The organism is Streptomyces sp. NPDC001787 (genome assembly GCF_040297465.1).
GTDB lineage: Bacteria > Actinomycetota > Actinomycetes > Streptomycetales > Streptomycetaceae > Streptomyces.
In genome coordinates this window covers 243,259-267,812 of the sequence record NZ_JBEOZE010000002.1, presented here as the reverse complement: position 1 = coordinate 267,812, position 24,554 = coordinate 243,259, and the positions used below count along the sequence as shown (strand labels likewise).

Sequence of the window (24,554 nt, the reverse complement as noted above, 5' to 3'; positions counted from 1 at the left end):
TTCCAAGTACGAGAATTCGGGTGCGCATGGCATTGACCCTCTCTCCGGCACGCATGACGTGTCAAGTGGGTGGGACGGGCGTCTCAGCATGTGATCCGGTGAGCAGCGGAATCGAGCCGCCCGCCAGGACAGGCCTGGCCGCCGGAGCGCTGGGCACCGGGAACTGCCCGCGGACCAGCACACGGCGCAGCCGGTACTCGTCCAGCGGGCCTGAGAAGGCCATTCCCTGCCCGTGCGTGCACCCCATGGCGCGCAGGGCGAGGACCTGCTCGGGCACGTCCACCCCGTCGGCCACGGACTGCATGCCGAGGTCACAGGCGATGCGGAGTAACCCGCTCGTGATCTTGTGGAGCCGTGCGGACTCCACCACTCCTTCGACCAGACCGCGGTCCAGTTTCAGTACGTCGATGGGGAGCCGGCGCAGGGCGTTGATCGCGGCGTACCCGCTGCCGAAACCGTCGAGCGCGATACGTACGCCGAGCCGGCGCAGCGCGACCAGCCGCTGCTCCAGGTCGTCGAAGGAGACCCGTGGATCACTGTCGGCGACCTCGATCATCAGCGCTCCGGACGGCAGGCCGTGCCGGGTGAGGAGCGCCTCGACGGAGCCGAAGGGCAGGGCCTTGTCCAGGAGCCGCCCGGCGGACAGCCGTACGGAGACCGAGACGGGGTGCCCGGCCCTGGCCCGCTCGGCGGCCTGCTCCACGGCCTCTTCGAGCAGCCAGCGGCCCAGCTCGGCGGTGCGGTCGCTGTCGTCGGAGACGCGCAGGAATTCGGCCGGGGTGAACAGGATGCCCTGTGCGGAGCGCCAGCGGGCCTGGGCGGCGACGGCGGCGACGGACCCGCTGGCGAGGTGGACGACGGGCTGGTGCAGCAGGGCGAACTCGCCGTCGCGCAGGGCGGTCCGCAGCCGTGCGGCCAGCTCGGAGCGGCGGACGACATCGGCCTGCATCTGCGGGGCGTACAGCTCTACGCGGTCCTTGCCGCCCGCCTTGGCGCGGTACATCGCGAGGTCCGCGTTGCGCATGAGGTCGGTGGGGGTGATGGCCGGCTCGGCGAAGGCGACGCCGATGGAGGCGGCCACCCTGACCTCGCTGGCGCCGATGCGGTACGGCTGGGAGAGCGTGAGCCGCAGCCGGTCGGCGATCTCGTGGACCTGGTACTCCCGGGCGCCCTGGTCGCGGGTGCCGTCGCCGATGATGAGCGCGGCGAACTCGTCGCCGCCGAGCCGGGCCGCGGTGTCGGCGGCCCGTACGGAATCCGCCAGCCGGCGGGCGGCCTGGATGAGGAGCTCGTCACCCGCCTGGTGGCCGATGGTGTCGTTGACCGCCTTGAAGCCGTCGAGGTCGATGAACAGCACGGCGGTGCCCGGGTCGCCGGAGCGCCGGCCGCCGAGCGCCTGGCGCACCCGGGCGGTGAACAGGGCCCGGTTGGGCAGGTCGGTGAGCGGGTCGTGCTCGGCGTTGTGCTGCAACTGGGCCTGGAGGCGGACCCGTTCGGTCACGTCCCGGCTGTTCAGGAGAAGCCCGCCCTGGTGCCGGTTGACGGTGGACTCGACATTGAGCCAGTCGCCGGTCCCGGATCTGAAGCGGCACTCGATCCGGGTGGTGGGCTCCTCGTGGGGCGGGGCGGCGAGGAACCGGCGCACCTCGTGGACCACCCGCCCGAGGTCGTCGGGGTGGATGATGGAGGCCAGCTCGCAGCCGACGAGGTCCTCCGCGTCCCGCCCGTACACCCCGGCGGCGGCGGGGCTGACGTAGCGGAGTATGCCGGTGGGCGCGGCGATCATGATGACATCGCTGGAGCCCTGCACCAGGGAGCGGAAGTGGTTCTCCTTCTGGGCCAGCTCCTGGGTGAGGGAGATGTTGTCCAGGAGCATGATGCCCTGCCGGACGACCAGGGCCAGCACGACCGTACAGCCGGTGAGGACCACCACCTGGTCCACCCGGCGGCCCTCGACCACGTTGTACAGGATGCCGAGGGTGCAGACGGCGGCGGCCAGATACGGCGTCAGCGCGGCCAGGGACCCGGCGATCGGGCGGCTCGTGGTGGCCCGCGGCTGGCCGCCGGAGCGTTCCGCGTTGCGCGCACTGCGCCGGGCGCCCCAGGGGGCGTAGGCCAGGAGCAGCGATCCGGCGAACCAGCCCGCGTCGAGCAGCTCGCCGGACCGGTAGGTGGAGCGGAGCAGCGGTGAGGTGAACACCGCGTCGCTCAGGACGGTCAGGGCGAGCGCGGCGATGGCCGTGTTCACCGCGGAGCGGTTGGCGTTGGCCCGGCGGAAGTGCAGCGCGAGCACCATGGAGACCAGCACGATGTCGAGCAGCGGGTAGGCCAGCGAGAGGGCCGCGCGGGCCACGCTGATGTCCTCGACGTGGGCCATCTGGGCGGTGTGGGCGAGGGCGAGGCTCCAGGAGAGCGTCAGCAGCGAGCCGCCGATCAGCCAGGAGTCCAGCGCCAGGCAGACCCAGCCGGCCCGGGTGACCGGGCGTTTGGCGAGGACGAGCAGCCCCACGATGGCGGGCGGCGCGAAGCAGAGGAAGAAGAGATCGGCCAGGGACGGGGTGGGCACCGGGAGCCCCAGCACCACCTCGTACCAGCCCCAGATCGCGTTGCCCCCGGCGGCCATCAGGGAGGACACCGAGAACAGCAGCCAGGCCGGACGCAGCCGGCTGACGCTCGCGCGTGCGTAGAGGAAGCAGGAGACGGCGGCGATCATCGCGGCGACGCTGAGGCCGAAGTCGCCCATGAACAGGGCCAGTTCCGGCGATCCCCAGCCGGTGGCCGCACCCACGCCGTACCCCGCGCAGACGAGGGCCAGCAGGACCTGGGACAGCAGTCCCGTCCGGCCGCCGGCGACCTGCGGCCGGGCGAGCAGGGCCCCGAGGGCGCTCACCGGAGGGCTCCTCGGACCGGGCCCGGCCCCCTCGGCACCCCCGGCTTCGGGCCCGGCGCCGGGCCTGTCCGGGAACCCGCCCGTCCGCCGGGGATCACGGGACGGCCCTCACCGCCTTCGGGGCCCTGTCCGCGCTCCGGTGGCTCCGATGACCGCCGTCGCCCGCCCCGCGTCGGATCGTCCTTCCATGGCCAGCACATCGCCCGTCGCCCCCTCGCGTTCCGGTGCTCCCCCCGCGCCGTCCTTCCACGGCGCAGCCCCCCCGGACTGGACGATACACCAGACTCGTCACTCAGGGCCATAGCTTCTCTACTCTCCGTGACGACCTGCGGTTTCGTCGGCACCCGGCGCATCCGGACCGCTCCGCAGCGTCGCGGAGCGCCGCTCAGCCGGTGGTGCGTACGACGTTGCGCACCGGCTCCCCCGCGGCGAACCGGGTGAGCTGAGCGGCCAGCAGGCGCTTGGCCCGGGGCTCGAACGCCGAGGTACTGCCGCCCACATGAGGAGTGATGAGGACATTCGGAGCATGCCAGAGGCGATGGCCCGCCGGCAGCGGTTCCGGGTCGGTCACGTCGAGAGCCGCCCGCAGCCGGCCCGACTCCAGTTCGGACAGCAGGGCCTCCGTCCGGACGACGCCGCCGCGTGCGACGTTCACGAGCAGGGCGCCGTCCGGCATGGCGGCGAGGAAGCGGGCGTCCACCAGGCCTTGCGAGGAAGGGTTCAGCGGGGTGGACAGAATGACGACATCGGCCTCCGGCAGCAGTGCGGGCAGGTCGTCGAGCGCGTGCACGGGGCCGCGCTCCGTCGTCCTGGCCGAGCGCGCGACGCGCACCACCCGCGCGCACTCGAAGGGTTCGAGCCGGTCCTCGACAGCCGAACCGATGGATCCGTATCCCACGATGAGGACGGACTTGTCCGCGAGTGCGGGATAGAAGCCGGAGCGCCACTCCTCGTCGTCCTGACCGCGGACGAAGCCGGGGAAGCCGCGCAGGGAGGCCAGGACCAGGGCCAGGGCGAGTTCCGCCGTGGACGCCTCGTGCACTCCCCTGGCGTTGCACAGCCGTACCCCGGGGCGCAGCAGGCCGAGGGCCGGCTCCACGTGGTCGATCCCCGCCGAGAGCGTCTGGACGACCCGCACCGCCCCCATGGAGCCGAGCGGGCGGACCGCGACCTCGGCACCCTTCATGTACGGGACGACGTAGAAGGCGCAGTCCGCGGGATCTGCGGGGTAGTCCTGGCCGCCGTCCCAGAGGCGGTAGTGGAGGTCCTCGGGGAGCCCGTCGATCTCCGCTGCCGGAAAAGGCAGCCATACGTCGGTATTGGTCGCAGAAGTCATGGTCAGGAGGCTATGCGACAGGTGTACGAGCGCTCAGGGGCGGCTCCGCGGCGGCTGCCCGGAGTCCGCGCGGCAGCAGAGGTTACTTTGGGGTCCGGTGTGGTCCCGCATCGGCGGGACCGAGGGAGGGTTCGGGGAGTTGGAGCGCAGGACTATCGGTGCGGCAGGGCTCGCCGTCGGCGCGGTGGGGCTGGGCTGCATGCCGATGAGCTGGGGGTACAGCGCGTCGCAGCGGCTCGGTGACCGTTCGTTGCGAACCGTGCACGCCGCGCTCGACGCGGGTGTCCGGCTGCTCGACACCGCGGACATGTACGGCCCGTTCACCAATGAGCTGCTGGTCGGCCGCGCGCTGAAGGGGCGCCGCTCCCAGGCGTTCGTCTCGACCAAGTGCGGACTGCTGGTGGGGGATCAGCACATCGTGGCCAACGGGCGGCCCGGCTATGTGCGGCGGGCCTGCGACGCCTCGCTCCGGCGGCTCCAGACCGAGGTGATCGACCTCTACCAGCTGCACCGGGCGGATCCCGAGGTCCCGGTGGAGGAGACCTGGGGCGCGATGGCCGACCTGGTGACCGCGGGCAAGGTCCGGGCGCTGGGCCTGTGCGCGGTGGGGGCGCGGGCCCCGCGCCGGTCCGGTGCGGGGATGCATGACGGAACGATCCGGCAGCTGGAGCGGGTCCAGCAGGTCTTTCCGGTCAGCGCGGTCGAGGCGGAGCTCTCCGTCTGGTCGCCCGAGGCGCTGGAGACGCTGCTGCCCTGGTGCGCGGCGCGAGGCGTGGGCCTGCTGGCGGCGATGCCGCTGGGCAGTGGCTATCTGACGGGGACGCTGAAGCCGGGGCAGGGCTTCGAGCCGGACGATCCGCGGGCCAGGCACCCCCGGTTCACGGCGGAGATGATGGCCGCGAACCAGCCGGTGGTCGCCGGGCTTCGCCGGATCGCGGAGCGGCACGGGGCGACCGTGGCGCAGGTGGCGCTGGCGTGGGTGCTGCGGCAGGGGCCGCATGTGGTGGCTGTGCCGGGTGCGAAGCGGGAGCAGTGGGCCGTGGAGAACGCGGGAGCCGCGGAACTGAGGCTCCTGGACCGGGATCTGGCCGAGATCGCCGCCCTGCCGCGTGCCCGCGAGTCGTGGGACTGAGCCGACGGCCGGAGAATGGGCGGCGTCGGGGGCCCCGGGCGGGCCCACGGTGCGGGAACAGTGGTCATGCGGCCCTCGGAAAGGATCGGTTCTGTGCTCGGTGCGGTGTTCGGGTCTGTGCGCGTCCCCGCTGTGCGCAGGGGGGCGGTGGCCGTGCTGGCCACGGCCTCGCTGCTGTTGGCCACCGCCTGTTCGTCCACGGACGGGACGGCGGGCACGAAGGGACGGGACGGTGACGCCTCCCCCTCGCCGGGGACGGGTTCCGCCTCCCCGGCCACCCCGTCGCCGGGCCTGCCCCCGGCCAAGGGGTCGGTGAAAGTGGTGTCGACCCTCACCGAGGGGCTCAAGTCGCCCTGGGGGCTGGCGGCTCTTCCGGGTGGTGATCTGCTGGTCGCCTCGCGCGACGGGGGCACGATCCGGCGGATCGACGGGAAGAGCGGGAAGCAGACGCTGCTGGGCTCCGTCCCGGGGGTGTCCCCGTCCGGTGAGGGCGGGCTGCTGGGGCTCGCGGTGTCCGCCACCTACGGTGCGGACCATCTGGTGTACGCCTACTTCACCACCGAGTCCGACAACCGCATCGCGCGGATGCAGTACGACGAACAGCGCCCGGCCGGTCAGCAACTGGGCGCACCCGACACGATCCTGCGGGGCATCCCGAAGGGCGCCATCCACAACGGCGGCCGGATCGCGTTCGGTCCGGACCGCATGCTGTACGCGGGCACGGGCGATACCGGGGACACCGGACTGGCCCAGGACCAGGAGTCACCGGCAGGCAAGATCCTGCGGATGACCCCCGACGGGGAGCCGGTGCACGGCAACCCCTCGGCGGACTCGGTGGTGTACTCGTACGGCCACCGCAATGTGCAGGGCCTGGCCTGGGACGGGCAGAAGCGGCTGTGGGCGTCCGAGTTCGGCCAGGACACCTGGGACGAGCTGAACCGGATCGAGCCCGGCCGCAACTACGGCTGGCCCGATGCCGAGGGCAGGAAGGGCGAGCGGGGGTTCGTCGACCCGGTGGCCCAGTGGAAGACCTCCGATGCCTCGCCGAGCGGAATCGCGTTCGCCGCGGGCTCGGTCTGGATGGCGGGCCTGCGCGGGGAGCGGCTCTGGCGGATCCCGCTGTCCGGGACGGCGGACAAGGAACCATTGGCCGCGCCCCAGTCGTTCCTGGAGGGGAAGTACGGCCGTCTGCGCACGGTGGTGAGCGCGGGCGGCGACAAGCTGTGGCTGGTCACCAGCAACACGGACGGACGCGGGACCCCGAAGCCGGGGGACGACCGGATCCTGCTGCTGGAGGTCGGCTGACGCCTGGTGCGGGATGTGTCGGAGGGAGCACGGCCGGTGTTCAATTTCTTCGAGGAACTGTTCGCCCCGGGGCGTCGGCACGCGTCCGAGGAGCGGAAGCGGCTGGAGCTGAGCCGGGTCGACCTCGGGGTCGGCGATCCGGGGCGGGGACCGATAGACCTGTCCTCCGGAAAGGTGACGGTACGCGTCCCCGGGACGGAAGCCCGGGAGACGGACGGCACGGGCACGGGGACGGACGGCACCGACACGGACCGCACGGACACGGACGGCACGGACACGGACGGCACGGACACGGACCCCGCCGTTCCGGACGGGCGGCCCTAGCGCGCCGGGTAGAGCCGCAGCCGGTGCGCGAGTGCGGCCGCTTCCCCTCGGCTGGAGACACCGAGCTTGGCCAGGATGTTGGAGACGTGCACGCTCGCCGTCTTGGGCGAGATGTACAGCTCCTCGGCGATCCGGCGGTTGGTGTGCCCGGCCGCGACCAGCCGGTGCACATCCCGTTCGCGCGGGGTCAGACCGAAGGACTCCACTGCGGCCAGCGCCGGGTCCGGCTCCTGCGTGCTCGGGTGCCCGGCACCGTCCCGGACAGTGGCTGCCGGGGCGCTCGACGGGACCAGGACCGCGGGGTGGATCTCGGGCTCACCGGGACGGACCGGAGCGTCCAGCGCGATCCGCGCGCGGCCGGCGAGCAGTTCGACGCTCTCGGCCAGTGGCCGGGCGCCCAGCCGCACCGCGGTGGAGTGCGCCTCGCGCAGCAGGGCCGTCGCGGCGGTCCGGTCGCCGGAGGCGATCAGGAGCGCCTCGGCCCGTCGGAGCTGTACCCGCGCCAGCTCGTACGGGCGGTGGAGCGGGGCGAACGCCTCGGCGGCACGGGACCAGTGGGCAGGGGTGTCGGTGCCCTCCGCACGGGCCAGTTCGGCTTCGACCAGTACCCCGTGGGCAGCCCAGACCGGGACGAGCATCGGCAGCTTCTTGAGGTGGCCGCGGATGCGTGCGAGAACGGCGGGGCGGCCGGGGTCGGCGGCGGGCAGCCCTCGGGCGTCCGCCTCGATCGACGCGGCGACATGGAGCAGCGGCAGGGCGTGCCACTGGGTGCCGGGGGCGAAGTACCGCTCGGAGAGGCTGTCGAACGCGGCCCGCGCCTCGGTCGGGCGTCCCTGCTGGGCGGCGATGGCCATGGTGTGCCGGACCAGGGTGATCAGATGCTGGGGCTGCGGGTCGTGGAGCCCGAACATGCGCCGGGTGAGGGCCAGTTGCTCCTCGGCCTCGGCGAGGTCGCCCCGTGCCAGGGCCAGTTCGGTACGCCGGGCGGCGACAAGCCCGCGGGACTTGCGGGACTGGGCCAGGAGTCCCGCCGCGTCGGCGGCCGCCCGGCTCTCCGCCCAGTGGCCGAGCGAGAAGTAGGACTGGGCCTGGTTGGAGCGGACCCAGGCCTCCGTGTCGGCGAGGCCGTGGTGGTGGCAGACCTCGATGCCGTGGTCGGCGGCGGCGACGGCCTCCAGGGAGCGGCCCATGGACTCCAGCGACGAGGGGAGGTTGATGCCGGCCCGGCCCATCAGATGGACGAGCTGCAGTTCGTCGGCGCGGTCGCGGACCGCGTACATCTCCGCGATCCCTTCGTCGATGCCGCCCGCGTCGGCGATGAGCATTCCCCGGGTGAGCCGCGCGTGCAGTTCGATGTACTCGTCGCCGATGAGCCCGGCGTACTCCACCGCCCGGTCGGCGTCGGCGAGCGTCTGCGGCCCCGGGCGGTGCAGGGCGCTCCAGCTCGCCACATTGGTGAGGACGTCGGCGTGCACGGCGGACGGGGGCAGTCCGCGGACCAGTTCCTGGGCCGTGGCCAGTTCCTCCCATCCGTCGCCCCGGGTGAGGTCCTGCATGAGCCGCGAGCGCTGCACCCAGAACCAGGCGGCGCGCAGCGGGTCTCCCTCGGCGTCCACGACCCGCATGGCCTTCTTCGAGATGGCCAGGGCCCGTTCGCGGTCCCCGCCGAAGCGTGCGGCGACGGTGGCTTCGGCCATCAGGTCGAGGTAGCGCAGCGGGGTGCTGTCGGGGTCGCCGCCGCAGCCCGGGTAGACCTCGGCGTAGTCGATGGGGCGCAGGGTGCGGCGTACGTCGTCGGGTACCTCGTCCCACAGCTCCATGGCCCGCTCCAGCAGCCGTAGTTGCTCGGAGTGCGCGAAGCGGCGGCGGGCCTCGACGGATGCCTTCAGCACGGCGGGCAGGGCCTTGGACGGGTCGTGCGCGGCGTACCAGTAGCTGGCGAGGCGGGTGGCGCGTTCGTCGGCCCGGACGAGTGCGGGTTCGGCCTCCAGGGCCTCGCCGTAGCGGCGGTTGAGGCGCGAGCGCTCGCCGGGCAGCAGGTCGTCGCTGACGGCCTCGCGGACCAGCGAGTGGCGGAAGCGGTAGCCGTCGAAGTCGGGTGCGGGCTGCAGCAGGTTGGCGCCCACGGCGGCGCGCAGGGCCTTGATGAGGTCGTCCTCGGCGAGCCCGGCCACCGCCGCCAGCAGTGCGTGCTCGACGGTGGAGCCGCCCTCGGCGACGATCCTGGCGACCTTCTGGGCGTCGTCGGGGAGGGCTTCGACACGGACCAGAAGCAGGTCGCGCAGCGAATCGGAGAGGCCGGAGCTGTCTCCGCAGCACTCCAGACTGCGGGCCAGTTCCTCCACGAAGAAGGCGTTGCCGTCGGAGCGCTCGAAGATGTCGTCGACCAGGGCCGCCTCGGGTGCCTCGGAGAGGATGCCGCCGAGCTGGCGGCGTACCTCGGCATGGCTGAACCGGGCCAGTTCGACCCGGCGTACGGTGCGCAGCCGGTCCAGCTCCGCCAGCAGCGGGCGCAGCGGGTGACGGCGGTGGATGTCGTCGGCGCGGTAGGTGCCGATCACGACGATCCGGCCGTTGCGCAGGGTGCGGAAGAGGTACGCGAGCAGATGCCGGGTGGAGGCGTCCGCCCAGTGCAGGTCCTCCAGGACGAGGACGGTCGTACGGTCCGCGGAGATGCGCTCCAGGAGCCGTGCGGTGAGTTCGAAGAGGCGGGCGGTGCTGTGCTCGTCGGTCGCGTCGCGGTCGGCCTCGCCCAGCTCGGGCAGCAGCCGGGCCAGCTCGCCCTCCTGTCCGGAGCAGGCCGCGGCCATCTCCTCGGGCAGGGTGCGGCGCAGCGCGCGCAGGGCCGTGGAGAAGGGGGCGAAGGGGAGTCCGTCGGCGCCGATCTCCACACAGCCGCCGACGGCGACGACCGCCTCGCGGCGGTGGGCCGCGGTGAGGAACTCCTCGACCAGGCGGGTCTTGCCGACGCCCGCCTCGCCGCCGATCAGCAACGCCTGCGGCTCGCCCGCGGCGGCGCGGGCGAGCGCATCGGTGAGCGAGGCGAGTTCCTCGGCTCGGCCGACGAACACGGGGCTGACGGACCTGGTCTCCACATCGGCGAGCATCGCACACGGAGCCGGCTCGTCCGCTTCCGGTACACCACCGGCCCTCGGCACCGGCCCGCCCGCTTCCGGTACGGCTGCGCCCGGGGCTCCCACGGCCCGGTCCGCCTAGGCGGCGTGCGTGAAGCGGTCCTGGTCCGTGCTCACCCGCCCCCCGGGATCCTCGCGGCCGAAGCGGCGCTCCGCCCGGCCGGCGGCCAGGGCCCGGCGGACGGTGCGCTGGGCCTCGGCCAGGCGGATCAGCTCGGCGGCGTTGACCTGGTGGAGCTCGTACGCGTACATGGTGCTTCTCCCCGATGACGGCATGCGGCGGACGGGGGCTCGCCGGCCGGTCGGCCGGGGCACTTCTCCCGCTCTGTCCGCGGTGCTCCCACTGTCGTCCACGGGGGTGTGCCGCCGCATCGGGCGAGTTCCGTATCCGCGCGGGCGGGGGGCCTTAGACGCGGGGAGGGACTGCTTAGGGACGCGGCCCCGGGGCACTGGGGCCGCCGTAGGTGCCCCGGGGCCGGTGGGAGGCTCAGCCCCCGGTGGTCGCGGTGGGCGCGTCGGGCAGCGCGACGAACAGGTCGAGGTACATCCCGGCGGAGATCAGGACGCCGAGGACGCCGAGGACGACACCGGCCAGCGCGACGGCACGGATCCAGCCGGGCTGCGGGCGGTCGGACGGCGCGCCGAAGGCCGGGCGTACGAGGACGAAGACGCCGACGAGCAGCGCGAGCAGCGCGAACATGCCGTTGACGAAGGCGGTGGTGTGCCAGGCGTCCCCGTAGATCTCGTTGATCTGCTGGACGGCGCTGCCGCCGCCGGACATCTGGATCTGGCCCAGCAGGGTTTCCCGCTCGGCGGCGACGCGGCCGGTCCAGGCGCCGGTCAGGGAGACGACGCCGAGTGCGGCGGCGACGACGGCCGCCGCGCCCGCGCCGACGCCGCGGGACGCCTCGGCGAAGGCGTCGGGCTCCAGGTCCTCCTCGCCCGGAGCGTCGTCGTGCGGGTCCTCGGCGTCGGCCGCTTCGTCCTTCGCCGCGGTACCGGCCGCGTCGCCGTCCGCCTCGGCGTCGGCCTCGCCGCTCTTCTCCGCCGCTTCGGCCGCGTCGCTCGCGTGCGGCGCGTCGTCCTTCGCCGGTGCGTCACGGTCGCCGTCCGTGCCCGGGGTGTCCCGCACGGCGTCCGGCTCCGTGGCCGTCTTCTCCTCGCGGCCGTCGACGGTGTCGGGGGCGGTGGAGGTCTTGGAGGGGGTGGTGTTCATGCGCCGCACGCTAGGGGGCCCGGATGAGAACCTTCTTAACGTTGCGGCGCGCCGTTGTCCCTCAGCCCCGCTGAGCACGCCATTCCGGTGCCAGGACCGACCAGATCTCCGAGTCGTGCCGCGTCCCGCGGTACAGGTAGTTCTCACGCATGACGCCGTCGCGCTTCATGCCGAGCCGCTTGGCCACGGCGATGCTGGAGGTGTTGGCGGCGGAGGCGTCCCACTCGACCCGGTGTATTCCGCGTACGTCGACCGCCCAGTCGATCAGGTGCCGCATCGCGCGGGTGATCAGACCGCTCCCCTGTCCGGCCGGCTCCAGCCAGCAGCCGACCTCGCAGTTGCCGGACTCCGCGTCGAAGATCCGGAACAGGACACCGCCGAGGAGTGTGCCGTCGCGCCAGATGCCGTAGAGCCGCCCCGTGTCCGCCGCCTGCTTGTCCGCGTACCGCTGGAGCAGGATGCGCGCCGAGGCGAGGTCGGTGGCGGCGGCCGCGAACGGGATCCACGGGTCGACCACGGCGCGTGCCCGGTCCATGTGGGCCAGGAACTCCGGTGCCTGCCAGGCCTCCAGCGGGCGCAGTTCGGCTCCGTCGTCACCCAGGGATACGGCGAACATGGGGATGCTCCTTCTCGTGCGGCTGCTCTCGGTGGGCGCGCCGTCCGGCCGGTCCGGTCTCCTCGTGCACGCGCGCTCCGGGGATTTTCGCACGCGGCGCCCGGCAGTCCGGCGGCTCGATGCTGATCCGCGGCAGCCACCGGTCCAGCCGCCGGGGCAGCCACCAGTTCGCCCCGCCCAGCAGGTGCATCAGCGCGGGCACCAGCAGGGTGCGCAGGACGAACGCGTCCAGGGCGACCGCGACGGCCAGGGCGATGCCGAACATCGAGATGACCCGGTCGCCGCTGAGCACGAAGGCGAGGAAGACCGAGATCATGATCACCGCGGCCGAGTTGATCACCCGGCCGGTCTCGGCGAGGCCGACCCGGACCGCCCGCCGGTTGTCCCCGGTCTCCAGCCACTCCTCGTACATCCGCCCCACCAGGAAGACCTGGTAGTCCATCGAGAGACCGAAGAGCACCGAGACCATGATCACCGGCAGGAAGGGCTCGATGGGCCCCGCGCCGCCCAGTCCCAGCAGCTCGCTCCCCCACCCCCACTGGAAGACGGCGACGACGACACCGAAGGACGAGGCCACGGCGGCCACGTTCATCACGGCGGCCTTCAGCGGGATGCCGATGGACCGGAAGGCGAGGAGCAGCAGGAGACAGCCGAGTGCGACGACCACGCCGACGAAGAGGGGCAGCTTGCCGATGACGACCTCGGCGAAGTCGTCGTAGCTCGCCGTCACCCCGCCCACATGGGCGCGCAGCGAGGTGCCGTCCGTCACCGTCGGCAGGACGTCGGCCCGGATCCGGTCGACCAGCTCGCTGGTCCGCTCCGACTGCGGTGCCGAGGTGGGTACGACGGTGAGGAACGCCGTGTCACCGGCGTTGTTGTGGACGACGGGGCCGACCGAAGCGACCCCCTCGGTGGCCCGCAGGGCTGCGGGCAGCCCGTCCAGGGCGAGCCGGTCGTCGGCGCCGTCGAGCTGCGCGGCGATCGTCAGCGGCCCGTTGACGCCGGGCCCGAAACCGTCGGCCAGCAGGTCGTACGCCTGCCGGGTGGTGGAGGTGGCGGGGTTGCTGCCCTGGTCGGAGGTGCCCAGATGGAGCGCGGTGGTGGGCAGTGCGAGAACCAGCATGATCACGGCGGCGACCGCTCCGAGCAGCTTGGGGTGCCGTTCGACGAACGCGGACCAGCGGGCGGCGAAGCCGGTGGGGAGCTCGGGCCGCGGCCCCAGTTCGGCGAGCTGCCTGCGTTCGCGCCGGCTCAGTGCCCGCATGCCGATGAAGGAGAGCAGCGCGGGCAGCAGGGTCACCGAGGCGGCCACGGTCAGCACGACGGTGAGCGAGGCGGCTATCGCGACGCCGTCGAGGAAGCCGAGCCGCAGGATCAGCATGCCGAGCAGGGCGATACAGACCGTCGCCCCGGCGAAGACGACCGCGCGCCCGGTCGTCGTGACGGCGTTCCGCGCCGCCTCGGCGACCGCCATCCCGCGCTTGAGCCCCTGGCGGTGCCGGGTGACGATGAACAGCGCGTAGTCGATGCCGACGCCGAGCCCGATGAGCATGCCCAGCATCGGCGCGAAGTCGGCGACGGTCATCACATGCCCGAGCAGCACGATGCCCGCGTAGGCCGTGCCGACGGAGACGAGCGCGGTGGCGAGGGGCAGCATGCTGGCCGCGAGCGAGCCGAACGCCAGGAAGAGGACGACCCCGGCGACGGCCACCCCCACGGCCTCCCCGAGGTGGAGGGCTGGTGCTTCGGTGAGGGCGACGGCGGTACCGCCCAGTTCGACCTGGAGCCCGTCGCCCTCGGCCGCCTTCGCGGTGTCGACGAGCGCCCGCGCCTGTTCCTTCGGGATGTCGTCGGCCTGGTGGTCGAAGGTGACCGTGGCGTAGGCGGTGTGGCCGTCCTCGCTGATCTGTCCGGTGCCGGCGGCCCCGTACGGGCCGGTGACGTCCCCGATGCCGGGCAGGTCCTCGATCGCGCGCAGGGTCCGGGTCATCGTCTGCTCGACGTCGGCGGCCCGGACCGTGGAGCCGGTGGTGTGCCAGACGACGGTGTCGGTGTCGCCGCCCAGTTCCGTGAAGCCGTGCCGCAGGAGTTCGGTGGCCCGGCCGGATTCGGTGCCGGGCGCCTCGTAGTCGTTGGAGTACGCGGAACCCGCGAAGCCCGCCGCGGTGGCGGCGCCGCCGAGGGCGAACAGCCAGATGAGAACGGCGACGAGGCGGTGCCTGATGCACCAGCGAGCGATGGCGGCCAACGGACGGCTCCCTGCGGGTTCGTGGACCCTTATCCGGAGATAGCAGGAAGTTCCGGTAAACGTCGCATCACCTGAGAACCGTCACTCTGACAGCCAACTGTGATCGTTTGCCCCTTTCGTGGCCATGGTCACAGGGCTTGATCTCACTCCTACACGCGTCGGACCCGCCCCCGCACGCGTCGCCCCCGCCCCCCGCGGGCCCGCCCGATGCGCCGCGGGCCCGCCCCCTCCCTGGCTCCCTGACTCCCGCCGGGTCAGCCGGAGACGCTCGCCCGGCCGTTCTCGATGTGCCCCATCAGCCGGCGCCGGAAGGTGCCCTCCCCCTCGGCCGTCACCTCAAGGTCGTACCAGCCGTGGGCATCGGCCGCGGAGTGCACGACCGTACGGCTGCGCCCCGGCTTGACCCGGACCTTCCGGGTCCAGTCCCGGAGGTCGTCCTCGTCGACGTACGCCAGCGGTCGCACCGTGAACGTCAGCGTCCGCCTGCCGGTGTTGCGCAGGGTGAGATGCAGATCGCGCTCATGGGCGTCGATCCGGGACGCGACCTCGGCGGTGCCCTCGGCCGGCCCCTCGAACTCCCGCCGGAAACCGTTCGGCCCGGTCACCGTGAACCGGTACGCCTCGCCGGTCAGGGGCACCGTCCATTGCGCGGTGCCCCTGACATCGCGGTGCTGCGGAGCGGGGAACTCCGCCGCGTACGGATACAGCGCGAAGTGGGCGGAGGACCGGCCGGTGTTGCTGAGGGCCACCCGCAGCCTTCCGTCCACCCGGCGCACCTGCGCGTCGGGCTGGTACGGCAGGGCCCTGGCCGGGCGGGTCCCCGGCTCCTGCACGGGGCTCTGCTGCACGGCGGGCGGCTTGGGCTGCCAGCGGCCGCTGAACGGCGGAATGGCGGCGGGGTGGGCCACCTCCGGCTGCCGGCGGGCCCGCTTGAAGTCGAACGCCGAGGTGAGGTCCCCGGTGACCTGGCGCCGCCAGTCGCTGATGTTCGGCTCGCGCACCCCCGTCCAGCGCTCCAGGAAGCGGATGACGGAGGTGTGGTCGAAGACCTCGGAGCAGACGTATCCGCCCACGGTCCACGGCGAGACGACCAGCAGCGGCACCCGCACCCCGAGGCCGGTGGGCTTGCCCTCCCACTGCTCCTCGGTCACCTCCGGAGGGGCGACCGGCGGCGGCACATGGTCGAAGAAGCCGTCGTTCTCGTCGTAGTTGATGAGCACGGCGGTGTGCCGCCATACGTCGGGGTGCTTGCCGAGCGCGTCGAGGACCTTGTAGACGATCGTGGCGCTGTGCACCGGCGAGGAGACGCTCGGGTGCTCGGAGTCGATCGCGGAGGGCACCAGATAGGAGACCTCGGGCAGCGTCCCGGCCGCCACGTCCTTGGCGAACTCCTCGGCCAGGGTGCCGGTCTCGACCCGGCGCAGCGCCCGCTCGAAGAGGCTGCGCTCGGACTTCGTCAGCGTGGCGACACCCTCCTCCAGGAGCCCCAGCAGCCGCTCGCGCTCGCCCGCGTCGTCCGTGTCCCGGACGGCGGCGTAGAAGGACTCCATGTAGGTGTGCCCGCCGGTCCTCGCCAGCGCCTTGCGGGCGACGGCCTTGAAGGTGGCGAAGAACTCGATCTGGTTGTCGGTGAAGTTCTCCCACTCGGTGTACGTCCGCCAGCTGCGCCCGGCCTTCTCCAGCCGCTCCGCGTAGGTGCTCCAGTCGTAGCCGGGGTGTGTGCCCTCGTTGTACGCGTCGTTGCCGACGGCCCGCTTGCCGTTCGGCTCGTTGCCCGTCTTCCCGCTCCACAGGTGGTTGCGGTTGGGGCTGGTCGATGTGTGGATCGAGGAGTGGTAGGCATCGCAGACCGTGAAGGTGTCGGCGAGTTCGTAGTGCAGCGGGATGTCGCGGCGGTCGTAGTAGGCCATCGTGGCGGCCGTCTTCGCGGTGACCCAGCCGTTCATCCAGCCACCGGCCCAGGCCTTGGAGCCACCGCTCCAGGAGTGGTCGAGGGCGCCGATGTACTGGAGGTCCTTCTTCTGGGTCTCGGCGGCCCCACGCACCGGGAACGGCAGCACGGTGGTGCCCAGCGGGCCCGGCTGCTCGAAGACGGGCCTGCCCGAGGGGAGCTCGATCGCGTTGCGGTCACCGAAGCCGCGCACCCCGCGCAGCGTCCCGAAGTAGTGATCGAAGGAACGGTTCTCCTGCATCAGGATCACCACATGCCTGATGGCGCCCAGACCGTCACGGCCCGCCCCCGCCGCGGCGGCGGGCTGGGCGGCTATCGCGGCCTGGAGCGACGGTGGCAGGAACGATCCGGCCGCCGCGACGCCGAGTGCGCCGCCGCCGAGCGCGAAGAGCCGACGCCGTGAAATGTCCGTGGTCAAGTGAGCCTCCCGATTCCGGTGGTACGGCGGGGAAGTTAGTCAAGCCAGGTGGCTGCGGGAAGGCCGCTGCACGGCATGGCGGTGAACGTCCAAGAGGTGGACCCGGAAAGTCCAAGCGGCAACCCCCGGGCCGTGTCCGGCGGACCGGCACCCGGCCGCCGTCGCTCACACCCCGATCAGCCGCAGCGACCCCCACAGCGCGACCGTCGACACCGCCAGCGTCGCCGGCACCGCCACCAGTCCGAGCCGGGTGAAATGGCCGAGTTCCGGTTCCATCCCGTGGACGTGCAGGATGCGGCGCCACAGCAGGGTCGCCAGCGAGCCGACGTAGGTGAGGTTCGGGCCGAGGTTGACCCCGATCAGGGCGGCCAGCAGGGGTCCGGGACCGGCCGCCGCGACGACCGGGAGCAGGGCCAGGATCGCCGGCAGGTTGTTGATCAGATTGGCCAGCACGGCGGCCACCGCCGCGATGGCGAGCAGGTCGGGGAGCGAGGAGCCGTCCGGCAGGAGCGTGCCGATACCGGAGCCGAGCCCATGGTCGACGACGGCCTCCACCACGATGCCCAGAGCGAGCACGAAGAGACAGAACAGCGGGTTGGCGGCCCGCACCAGTCTCCGGGCCGTCGTCCGGCGCTGCCCCAGGGCCCGGACCGCGAGCACCGACGCACCGGCCAGCGCCGCCCACAGCGGTTCCGCGCCCGCGAACGAGGTGAGGACGAAGCCGGCCAGGGTCAGCGCGAGGACGACGAGCGTGAAGACGGGGACCCCGGTTTCCTCCCGCTCCGGCCATGGCTCCGGATCCGCATCCGGCTTCGACCGCGGCTCCGGCTCCGACCGCGGCTGCTGCTGCGGCTCGGGCTCCGGCGGATGTGCCCCGGCCGCCAGATCCGCGGCGAACGCGCGGCGGAAGATCACGTACTCGACGGCGATGGCCCCCAGCCAGGGCAGGGTCATGAGCGCCGCGAACCGGGTGAAGGACAGCCCGCTCGCGGTGAACGCCAGCAGATTGGTCAGATTGGAGACCGGGAGCAGGAGGGACGCCGAGTTGGCCAGGTGCGCGCAGGCGTAGACGTACGGGCGGGGCCGGGCGCCGACGCGGGCGGCCGTCGCGAGGACGACCGGGGTGAGCAGGACCACCGTCGCGTCCAGGCTGAGGACGGCGGTGATCAGCGCGGCGACGGCGAAGACCCCGCCCAGCAACGGACCGGTCCGGCCTCCGCAGACGCGGGCGACGAGATTCCCGGCCGCGGTGAACAGCCCCTCGTCGGCACAGAGCTGGGCCAGGACGAGGATGGCCGCGAGGAATCCGACGACGGGCAGCAGGTCGGCCGTCCGGGCCCGTGCCGCCTCGAACGGCACCACACCGGCCGCGACGACCAGCAGCGCGGCCGGGACGGCCACGGCCGCCTCCGGCAGCCCTCTGGGGCGTACGACGGCGAACGCCAGCACCGCGAGCAGCAGCGCGGCGGACACGATCCCGGCCATGACGGTGTTCAGCGGACACTCCGGAGCGGTCAAAAGGGGCGGTGCGTCCCGGACCACGGGTGCACCGCCCCCACAGGGACGTACGAGACGGGCTCAGCCCTCGACGCCGAGCTTCTCCAGGATCAGCTCACGCACCCGGGCCGCGTCCGCCTGGCCGCGGGTGGCCTTCATGACCGCGCCGACGAGCGCGCCCGCCGCCGCGACCTTGCCGCCGCGGATCTTGTCCGCGATGGCCGCGTTCGCGGCGATGGCCTCGTCGACGGCCGTGCCCAGCGCGCCCTCGTCGGAGACGACCTTCAGGCCGCGCTTCTCCACGACGGTGTCCGGGTCGCCCTCGCCCGCGAGGACACCCTCGATGACCTGGCGGGCCAGCTTGTCGTTGAGGTCGCCCGAGGTGACGAGCTCGGCCACCCTGGCGACCTGCGCCGGGGTGATGGGGAGCTCGTCGAGGCCGCGGGCGGTCTCGTTGGCGTTGCGGGCCAGCTCGCCCATCCACCACTTGCGGGCCTGGTCCGAGGGGGCACCGGCCTCCGTCGTGGCGACGATCAGGTCGACCGCGCCCGCGTTGAGGATGGACTGCATGTCGTGCTCGGAGACACCCCACTCCTCCTTGAGCCGCGCACGGCGAAGCCGGGGCAGCTCGGGGAGGTTCCGGCCGAGCTCCTCGACCCACTCGCGGGCCGGCGCGACCGGCACCAGGTCGGGCTCGGGGAAGTAGCGGTAGTCCTCGGCGTTGTCCTTGATGCGGCCGGCGGTGGTGGAGCCGTCCTCCTCGTGGAAGTGCCGGGTCTCCTGCACGATCGTGCCGCCGGAGTTCAGTACGGCGGCGTGCCGCTGGATCTCGAAGCGGGCGGCGCGCTCGACCGAACGCAGCGAGTTCACGTTCTTCGTCTCGGAGCGCGTACCGAACTTCTCGGTGCCGTTGGGGCGCAGCGACAGGTTCACGTCGCAGCGCATCTGGCCCATCTCCATGCGCGCCTCGGACACGCCGAGCGCCTTGATGAGCTCGCGCAGCTCGGCGACGTACGCCTTGGCCACCTCGGGGGCGCGGGCGCCCGCGCCCTCGATCGGCTTGGTGACGATCTCGATGAGCGGGATGCCTGCGCGGTTGTAGTCGAGCAGGGAGTGGGACGCGCCGTGGATACGGCCGGTGGCACCGCCGACGTGCGTCGACTTGCCGGTGTCCTCCTCCATGTGGGCACGCTCGATCTGCACCCGGAAGATCTCGCCGTCCTCCAGCTGGACGTCCAGATAGCCGTTGTAGGCGATCGGCTCGTCGTACTGGGAGGTCTGGAAGTTCTTCGGCATGTCCGGATAGAAGTAGTTCTTCCGGGCGAAGCGGCACCACTCGGCGATCTCGCAGTTCAGCGCGAGACCGATCTTGATGGCGGACTCGACGCCGATCTCGTTGACGACCGGCAGCGCGCCGGGCAGCCCGAGACAGACCGGACAGGTCTGTGAGTTGGCGTCCTGCTTGAGCTCCGTGGAGCAGCCGCAGAACATCTTGGTCTTGGTGCCGAGCTCGACATGGACTTCGAGGCCCATGACGGGGTCGTAGGACGCGAGGGCGTCCTCGTACGACACCAGGTCAGTGACAGTCACGGTGAAACTTTCCCTCTCAGCCCAGCAGAACGTCGTCGTCGCCGATGCGCTTCAGCTCGCGCAGCAGCAGGGCGACACCGGTGGCGATGGCGGCGGCGGAGACGACGGCGTCGATCAGCCGCAGCGTGTCGCCTTCGAAGCGGGCCTTCCTGGCCTGCTTGATGACGCTGACCGCGCCGAAAGCGGTGGTGCCGATGGACAGGTACGTACCGGTCTTGGACTTCTTGAAGCCCTTGGCCTTGGTCAGTGCGCTCACAGTGACGGAGCCTCCTCCAGCAGCGGGTGCCCCCACTTTTCCACGAATGCGGCCTCGACGGCGGCTCCGACCTTGTAGAGACGGTCGTCCTTCATGGCGGGGGCGATGATCTGGAGCCCGACCGGCAGACCGTCCTCCGGGGCCAGGCCGCAGGGCAGCGACATGGCGGAGTTGCCTGCGAGGTTGGTCGGGATGGTGCACAGGTCCGCGAGGTACATCGCCATCGGGTCGTCGGCGCGCTCGCCGATCGGGAAGGCGGTGGTGGGCGTCGTCGGGGAGACGATGACGTCCACCTGCTCGAACGCCTTCTCGAAGTCCCGGGTGATGAGGGTGCGGACCTTCTGGGCCGAGCCGTAGTACGCGTCGTAGTAGCCGGAGCTGAGCGCGTACGTACCCAGGATGACGCGGCGCTTGACCTCGTCGCCGAAGCCGGCTTCGCGGGTGAGCGCGGTGACCTCCTCGGCGGACTTCGTGCCGTCGTCGCCGACCCGCAGGCCGTAGCGCATGGCGTCGAAGCGGGCCAGGTTCGAGGAGCACTCGGACGGCGCGATCAGGTAGTACGCCGACAGGGCCAGGTCGAAGGACGGGCAGTCGAGCTCGACGACCGTGGCGCCGAGCGACTTCAGCAGCTCGACCGACTCGTTGAACCGCTGGACGACACCGGCCTGGTAGCCCTCGCCCGAGAACTGCTTCACGACGCCGACCCGCATGCCCTGTACGGAGCCGTTGCGGGCGGCCTCGACGACCGGCGGGACCGGGGCGTCGATGGACGTCGAGTCGAGCGGGTCGTGGCCGCCGATGGCCTCGTGCAGCAGCGCCGCGTCCAGGACCGTACGGGCGCAGGGCCCGCCCTGGTCCAGGGAGGACGAGAACGCGACCATGCCGTAGCGGGAGACGCCGCCGTAGGTGGGCTTGACGCCGACGGTGCCGGTGACGGCGGCGGGCTGGCGGATGGAGCCGCCGGTGTCCGTGCCGATGGCGAGCGGGGCCTCGAACGAGGCGAGCGCGGCCGCGGAGCCGCCCCCGGAGCCGCCCGGGATACGGGTGAGGTCCCACGGGTTGCCGGTCGGGCCGTAGGCGCTGTTCTCGGTGGAGGACCCCATGGCGAACTCGTCCATGTTGGTCTTGCCGAGGATGACGACGTCGGCGGCGCGGAGCCGCTGCGTCAGGGTCGCGTCGTACGGCGGGACCCAGCCCTCCAGGATCTTGGAGCCGACGGTGGTCGGCATGTCCTTGGTCGTGAAGATGTCCTTCAGCGCGAGCGGTACGCCGGCCAGCGGGCCGAGCTTCTCGCCCGCCGCCCGCTTCGCGTCGACGGCGCGGGCCTGCGCGAGCGCGCCGTCCCGGTCGACGTGCAGGAACGCGTGGACCTTCTCGTCGACGGCGTCGATCCGGGCCAGGTGCGCCTCGGTGACCTCGACGGCCGTGAGCTCACCGGAGGCGATCTTCTCGGCGGTCTGCGCGGCGGTGAGCTTGATGATGGTACTGATGTCCGTCATGACTGTTTAGTCCTCCCCCAGGATCTGCGGCACCTTGAAACGCTGCTGCTCCTGGGCCGGGGCGCCGGAGAGAGCCTGCGCGGGGGTGAGCGACGGACGGACCTCGTCCGCGCGCATGACGTTGGTCAGCGGCAGCGGGTGGGAGGTCGGCGGTACGTCTTGGTCGGCGACCTCGGAGACGCGGGCGACCGCGCCGATGATGTCGTCGAGCTGACCGGCGAAGTGATCGAGCTCTTCGCCCTTCAGCTCCAGACGCGCCAGCCGGGCGAGGTGGGCGACCTCCTCGCGCGTGATGCCAGGCATGCAGCGATCCTCAGGGGTTGGTGTGTGGTTTTGGCCGGGGCCGGCGGCACATGTGCACCGTCCGTCCGAGGGACGGACCGCGCGGCGTCCGTGCGTGCGATCGCAAGGCGCCGGAGCGCCCTCGTGACGGAGCCACGTGGGCGTTTCGGCAACGCGGCGAGCGAGCGAGCCAGGCGTCGCGCGGCAGGTGGAAATGTGCCACCGGCCCCCAATCCTATGGGGTCGCCCACGGACCGGTCCCCCACCCGCCCGTTCCCCCGGCGGGTGCCCGTCCGCGCCGTGCGTCAGGCGGTGGCCGGTCCGGTGTTCACCGCGCGGCCCGACGTCCGCTGCTCGGCCTCCGCGGCGCCGTTCAGCACCGCGCCGTTCGCCGCTCCGTTCACGGCCCCGTTCACGGCGCCGTTCGCCACGGCCCCGTTGGCCGACCCGTGCGCGCTTCCGTTGGCCGACCCGTTCACGGCTCCGTTGGCCGACCCGTTCACGGCTCCGTTGACCGCGGCGCTGGCCACCGCGCCGTTGGCCACCGCGCCGTTCGTCCTCGTTCCGTTCGTCGCGGTGCCGTTCGCCGCCGCGGCGGCGGCGGCTGCCGCCAGCTCGGCGGGCCGCCGCCAGCCGTGCTCGCCGCGGGCCCGCAGCCAGGCCGTGGCCTCCTGGGGCGGCATCGCGGCCGCGACCAGCCAGCCCTGCACCGCGTCGCACCGCAGGTCCCGCAGGCGCTCCCAGGTCTCGTCGTCCTCGACGCCCTCGGCGACGACGAGCAGACCGAGGGAGTGCGCGAGGTCGATGGTGCAGCGGACGATCTCCGCGTCCTCGTGGTCGATGGCCAGCCGGGCGACGAACGACCGGTCGATCTTGAGCTCGCTGACCGGCAGCTTGCGCAGATGGACCAGGGAGGAGTAGCCGGTGCCGAAGTCGTCGAGGGACATCTTCACGCCGTGGCCGGTCAGCCCGGCGAGCGTGTCGGCGGCGCGCTGCGGATCCTCCAGCAGTACGTGTTCCGTTATCTCCAGCTGGAGCGCCCCGGCCGGGACACCGTGCCGGGCCAGCCGGGCCGCGACGCTGCCCGCGAAGCCCGGGGTGTGGACATCGCGCGGGGAGACGTTGACGGCGACGGGGACGAAGAGCCCCTGCGCCCGCCACCTGGCGACCTGGGCCAGCGCCGTCTCCAGGACGTACTCCGTGAGGTGCGGCATCAGGCCGGACGACTCCGCGATCGCGATGAACTCGTCCGGGGGGACCCTGCCGCGCTCCGGATGCACCCAGCGCACCAGCGCTTCGAGGCCGGCGACCTGCCCGTCGAAGCGGACCTTGGGCTGGTAGTGGAGTTCCACCTCGCCGGCGTCCAGCGCGCGCCGCAGGTCGCCCAGCAGGCCGAGCCGGTCGGGGGTGTTGCTGTCCCGCTTGGACTCGTACACCTCGACACCCGTACGGTCCCGCTTGGCCTGGTACATGGCCACGTCCGCGCGCCTGAGCAGTCCCTCGGCGTCCAGGGCGTGGTCGGGGTAGACGGCGACCCCGGCGCTCGCCTCCAGCACCAGCGTGAGGCCGTCGAGGTCGAGCGGCGAGGAGAGCTCCGCGACCAGGTGGCGGGCCACCCGCTGGGCACTGGTGGTGGAGTCGGCCTGGGGCAGCAGCACGGCGAACTCGTCCCCGCCCAGGCGCGCGGCCTCCGCGCCGCGCGGCAGGGCGAGCCGCAGCCGGTCCGCTATCTGCAGCAGCAGCCGGTCCCCCGCCAGATGACCGAGGGTGTCGTTGACGGCACGGAAGCGGTCGAGGTCGATCAGGACCAGCGCGGACCTGGTGCCGACGCTCTCGGCGTCCTCCAGCGCCGACCAGGTCCGCTCCAGCAGCCACTGCCGGTTGGGCAGCCCGGTCAACGGGTCCCGCAGCTGCTCCTCGGCCCGCGCGCGGGCGATCCAGAGCGTGGAGTCGAGGGCGATCAGGGGAACCGCGAAGAGCGGCAGCAGTACGGGCATGGCGATCGCGACGACACAGATCAGCGGGGCGATACCGAGCAGGGCGACGGCGACGAGGCCCTGGCGCAGCAGCGCGGTCCGGGCGATGGTCGGCAGCCCGCCGCACTGCGGTGCCCGCGCGTACCACAGCAGCACCCGGGTGACGAGGAGATACGTGGAGGCGGCCAGGAGCACTTCCGGAACGGCGTCGATGCCCCAGTCGGGTGGCTGCCAGGGATTCTCGACGGTCGGGACCTCGCCGAAGGCGGTGAGGACGAGGGCGGCGGCGCCGATACCCAGGATGTCGACCGCGCCGTGCAGCAGCCCCTGCCACCAGCGGTGCCGCCGGGCCGTCCCGACGAGGACCACGACGACCGTGCTGACCAGGCCCGCGGCCACCCAGCCGTAGAGCAGCAGCACGGCCAGGGTGAGGGCGGCCCCGGAACCGGTGCCGCCCCACCAGCGGTCGCGTCCCAGCGCGACCAGATGGCCGACGACGACCCCGGTGAGCAGCGCGAGGGACCAGCCCGCGGAGCCGTCCGGGAAGAGCGCGTGGCCCTCGCGCACCGTGCGGTAGAAGCCGGTCGCCAGCTGGACGGCGGCGATCATCACGACGACGGCACCCACTTTGGGCGTGAGGCCGACGAAACCTTGCAGCCGCGCCACCGGTGCGGCGCTCTCGGTCGGTTTCATTCCGTCCCTCTCACAGCCGGCGGTGCCGATGTCCCACGATGGCCGCCGCTCTCGTGCCAACCACGGACCCGTCGAGCGGCCGTGCACGGCGGGCGCACGTCTCAACAGTAGGCCGCGAAGGGCTTCCACGGGCAGCGCTCTACAGCTCTTGCCCGAATGCGAGCCGACCACCCGTCACCTTCTGATATGCG

General features: G+C 72.5%; 16 protein-coding genes and 1 pseudogene. 3 read left to right on the top strand and 14 right to left on the bottom strand.

Annotated features, from left to right (window positions below):
- Window positions 1-61 precede the first annotated feature (61 nt).
- Complete coding sequence (locus ABT170_RS03790; protein ID WP_351863838.1) at window positions 62-2,890, bottom strand: putative bifunctional diguanylate cyclase/phosphodiesterase; 2,829 nt, start codon at window positions 2,888-2,890, stop codon at window positions 62-64.
- A 385-nt stretch (window positions 2,891-3,275) separates the two neighbouring features.
- Window positions 3,276-4,226: a 2-hydroxyacid dehydrogenase gene (locus tag ABT170_RS03785; RefSeq protein ID WP_351863835.1), complete on the bottom strand. Its 951-nt coding sequence runs from the start codon at window positions 4,224-4,226 to the stop codon at window positions 3,276-3,278.
- 139 nt (window positions 4,227-4,365) lie between these two features.
- Here ABT170_RS03785 and ABT170_RS03780 point away from each other — a divergent pair, with 139 nt between their 5' ends.
- The 3 genes from ABT170_RS03780 to ABT170_RS03770 all read left to right on the top strand — a co-directional run bounded on the left by ABT170_RS03780 (window position 4,366) and on the right by ABT170_RS03770 (window position 6,987).
- Window positions 4,366-5,358, top strand: a complete 993-nt coding sequence (locus tag ABT170_RS03780) for an aldo/keto reductase (protein WP_266924133.1) — start codon at window positions 4,366-4,368, stop codon at window positions 5,356-5,358.
- Between the two features lie 93 nt (window positions 5,359-5,451).
- The gene (locus ABT170_RS03775) at window positions 5,452-6,663 is read left to right on the top strand and encodes a PQQ-dependent sugar dehydrogenase (protein ID WP_351863832.1); all 1,212 of its coding nucleotides are present in this window, start codon (window positions 5,452-5,454) and stop codon (window positions 6,661-6,663) included.
- A gap of 36 nt (window positions 6,664-6,699) precedes the next feature.
- A complete protein-coding gene (locus tag ABT170_RS03770; protein WP_351863829.1) occupies window positions 6,700-6,987 on the top strand; it encodes a DUF6191 domain-containing protein in 288 nt (95 codons plus the stop codon).
- On the opposite strand, the gene ABT170_RS03765 is transcribed toward ABT170_RS03770, so the two are convergent.
- The 12 genes and pseudogenes from ABT170_RS03765 to ABT170_RS03710 all read right to left on the bottom strand — a co-directional run.
- Complete coding sequence (locus ABT170_RS03765) at window positions 6,984-10,094, bottom strand: helix-turn-helix transcriptional regulator (RefSeq protein WP_351864095.1); 3,111 nt, start codon at window positions 10,092-10,094, stop codon at window positions 6,984-6,986. The two genes, ABT170_RS03770 and ABT170_RS03765, sit on opposite strands and share 4 nt — an antisense overlap.
- 105 nt (window positions 10,095-10,199) lie before the next feature.
- On the bottom strand, window positions 10,200-10,373 hold the full coding sequence (locus ABT170_RS03760; RefSeq protein ID WP_329945907.1) for a hypothetical protein: 174 nt from the start codon (window positions 10,371-10,373) through the stop codon (window positions 10,200-10,202).
- Between the two features lie 235 nt (window positions 10,374-10,608).
- A complete protein-coding gene (locus ABT170_RS03755) occupies window positions 10,609-11,337 on the bottom strand; it encodes a hypothetical protein (RefSeq protein WP_502970467.1) in 729 nt (242 codons plus the stop codon).
- 61 nt (window positions 11,338-11,398) lie between these two features.
- Window positions 11,399-11,953, bottom strand: coding sequence for a GNAT family N-acetyltransferase (locus ABT170_RS03750; protein ID WP_329945909.1), 555 nt, complete (start codon window positions 11,951-11,953; stop codon window positions 11,399-11,401).
- Window positions 11,931-14,201 (bottom strand): MMPL family transporter, encoded by a 2,271-nt coding sequence (locus tag ABT170_RS03745; RefSeq protein ID WP_351863823.1) that lies wholly within the window; start codon window positions 14,199-14,201, stop codon window positions 11,931-11,933. Before ABT170_RS03745 ends, ABT170_RS03750 begins: the two co-directional genes overlap by 23 nt.
- A 254-nt stretch (window positions 14,202-14,455) precedes the next feature.
- A complete protein-coding gene (locus ABT170_RS03740) occupies window positions 14,456-16,570 on the bottom strand; it encodes a phosphocholine-specific phospholipase C (RefSeq protein WP_351863820.1) in 2,115 nt (704 codons plus the stop codon).
- A gap of 165 nt (window positions 16,571-16,735) precedes the next feature.
- The gene (locus ABT170_RS03735) at window positions 16,736-18,055 is read right to left on the bottom strand and encodes an SLC13 family permease (protein ID WP_351863817.1); all 1,320 of its coding nucleotides are present in this window, start codon (window positions 18,053-18,055) and stop codon (window positions 16,736-16,738) included.
- Between the two features lie 93 nt (window positions 18,056-18,148).
- On the bottom strand, window positions 18,149-19,657 hold the full coding sequence (gatB, locus tag ABT170_RS03730) for an Asp-tRNA(Asn)/Glu-tRNA(Gln) amidotransferase subunit GatB (RefSeq protein ID WP_329945913.1): 1,509 nt from the start codon (window positions 19,655-19,657) through the stop codon (window positions 18,149-18,151).
- 16 nt (window positions 19,658-19,673) lie between these two features.
- Window positions 19,674-19,913 carry a hypothetical protein gene (locus ABT170_RS03725; protein WP_329945914.1) on the bottom strand — a complete coding sequence of 80 codons (240 nt, stop codon included), beginning with the start codon at window positions 19,911-19,913 and terminating at the stop codon, window positions 19,674-19,676.
- A complete protein-coding gene (gene gatA, locus ABT170_RS03720) occupies window positions 19,910-21,412 on the bottom strand; it encodes an Asp-tRNA(Asn)/Glu-tRNA(Gln) amidotransferase subunit GatA (protein ID WP_329945915.1) in 1,503 nt (500 codons plus the stop codon). The genes ABT170_RS03725 and gatA overlap by 4 nt, the downstream gene beginning before the upstream one ends.
- Before the next feature lie 6 nt (window positions 21,413-21,418).
- On the bottom strand, window positions 21,419-21,715 hold the full coding sequence (gene gatC, locus ABT170_RS03715; RefSeq protein WP_003966094.1) for an Asp-tRNA(Asn)/Glu-tRNA(Gln) amidotransferase subunit GatC: 297 nt from the start codon (window positions 21,713-21,715) through the stop codon (window positions 21,419-21,421).
- Between the two features lie 572 nt (window positions 21,716-22,287).
- Window positions 22,288-24,363: pseudogene (locus ABT170_RS03710) on the bottom strand (putative bifunctional diguanylate cyclase/phosphodiesterase); the annotation flags it as partial.
- Between the last annotated feature and the right edge of the window lie 191 nt (window positions 24,364-24,554).

Excerpts from the sequence above, each read along its gene's own strand:
- ABT170_RS03750 (WP_329945909.1), bottom strand. The coding sequence starts at position 11,953 with ATGTTCGCCGTATCCCTGGGTGACGACGGAGCCGAACTGCGCCCGCTG.
- ABT170_RS03765 (WP_351864095.1), bottom strand. The coding sequence starts at position 10,094 with ATGCTCGCCGATGTGGAGACCAGGTCCGTCAGCCCCGTGTTCGTCGGC.
- ABT170_RS03755 (WP_502970467.1), bottom strand. The coding sequence starts at position 11,337 with ATGAACACCACCCCCTCCAAGACCTCCACCGCCCCCGACACCGTCGAC.
- ABT170_RS03760 (WP_329945907.1), bottom strand. The coding sequence starts at position 10,373 with ATGTACGCGTACGAGCTCCACCAGGTCAACGCCGCCGAGCTGATCCGC.
- ABT170_RS03735 (WP_351863817.1), bottom strand. The coding sequence starts at position 18,055 with ATGGCCGGGATCGTGTCCGCCGCGCTGCTGCTCGCGGTGCTGGCGTTC.
- ABT170_RS03785 (WP_351863835.1), bottom strand. The coding sequence starts at position 4,226 with ATGACTTCTGCGACCAATACCGACGTATGGCTGCCTTTTCCGGCAGCG.
- gatC (WP_003966094.1), bottom strand. The coding sequence starts at position 21,715 with ATGCCTGGCATCACGCGCGAGGAGGTCGCCCACCTCGCCCGGCTGGCG.
- gatA (WP_329945915.1), bottom strand. The coding sequence starts at position 21,412 with ATGACGGACATCAGTACCATCATCAAGCTCACCGCCGCGCAGACCGCC.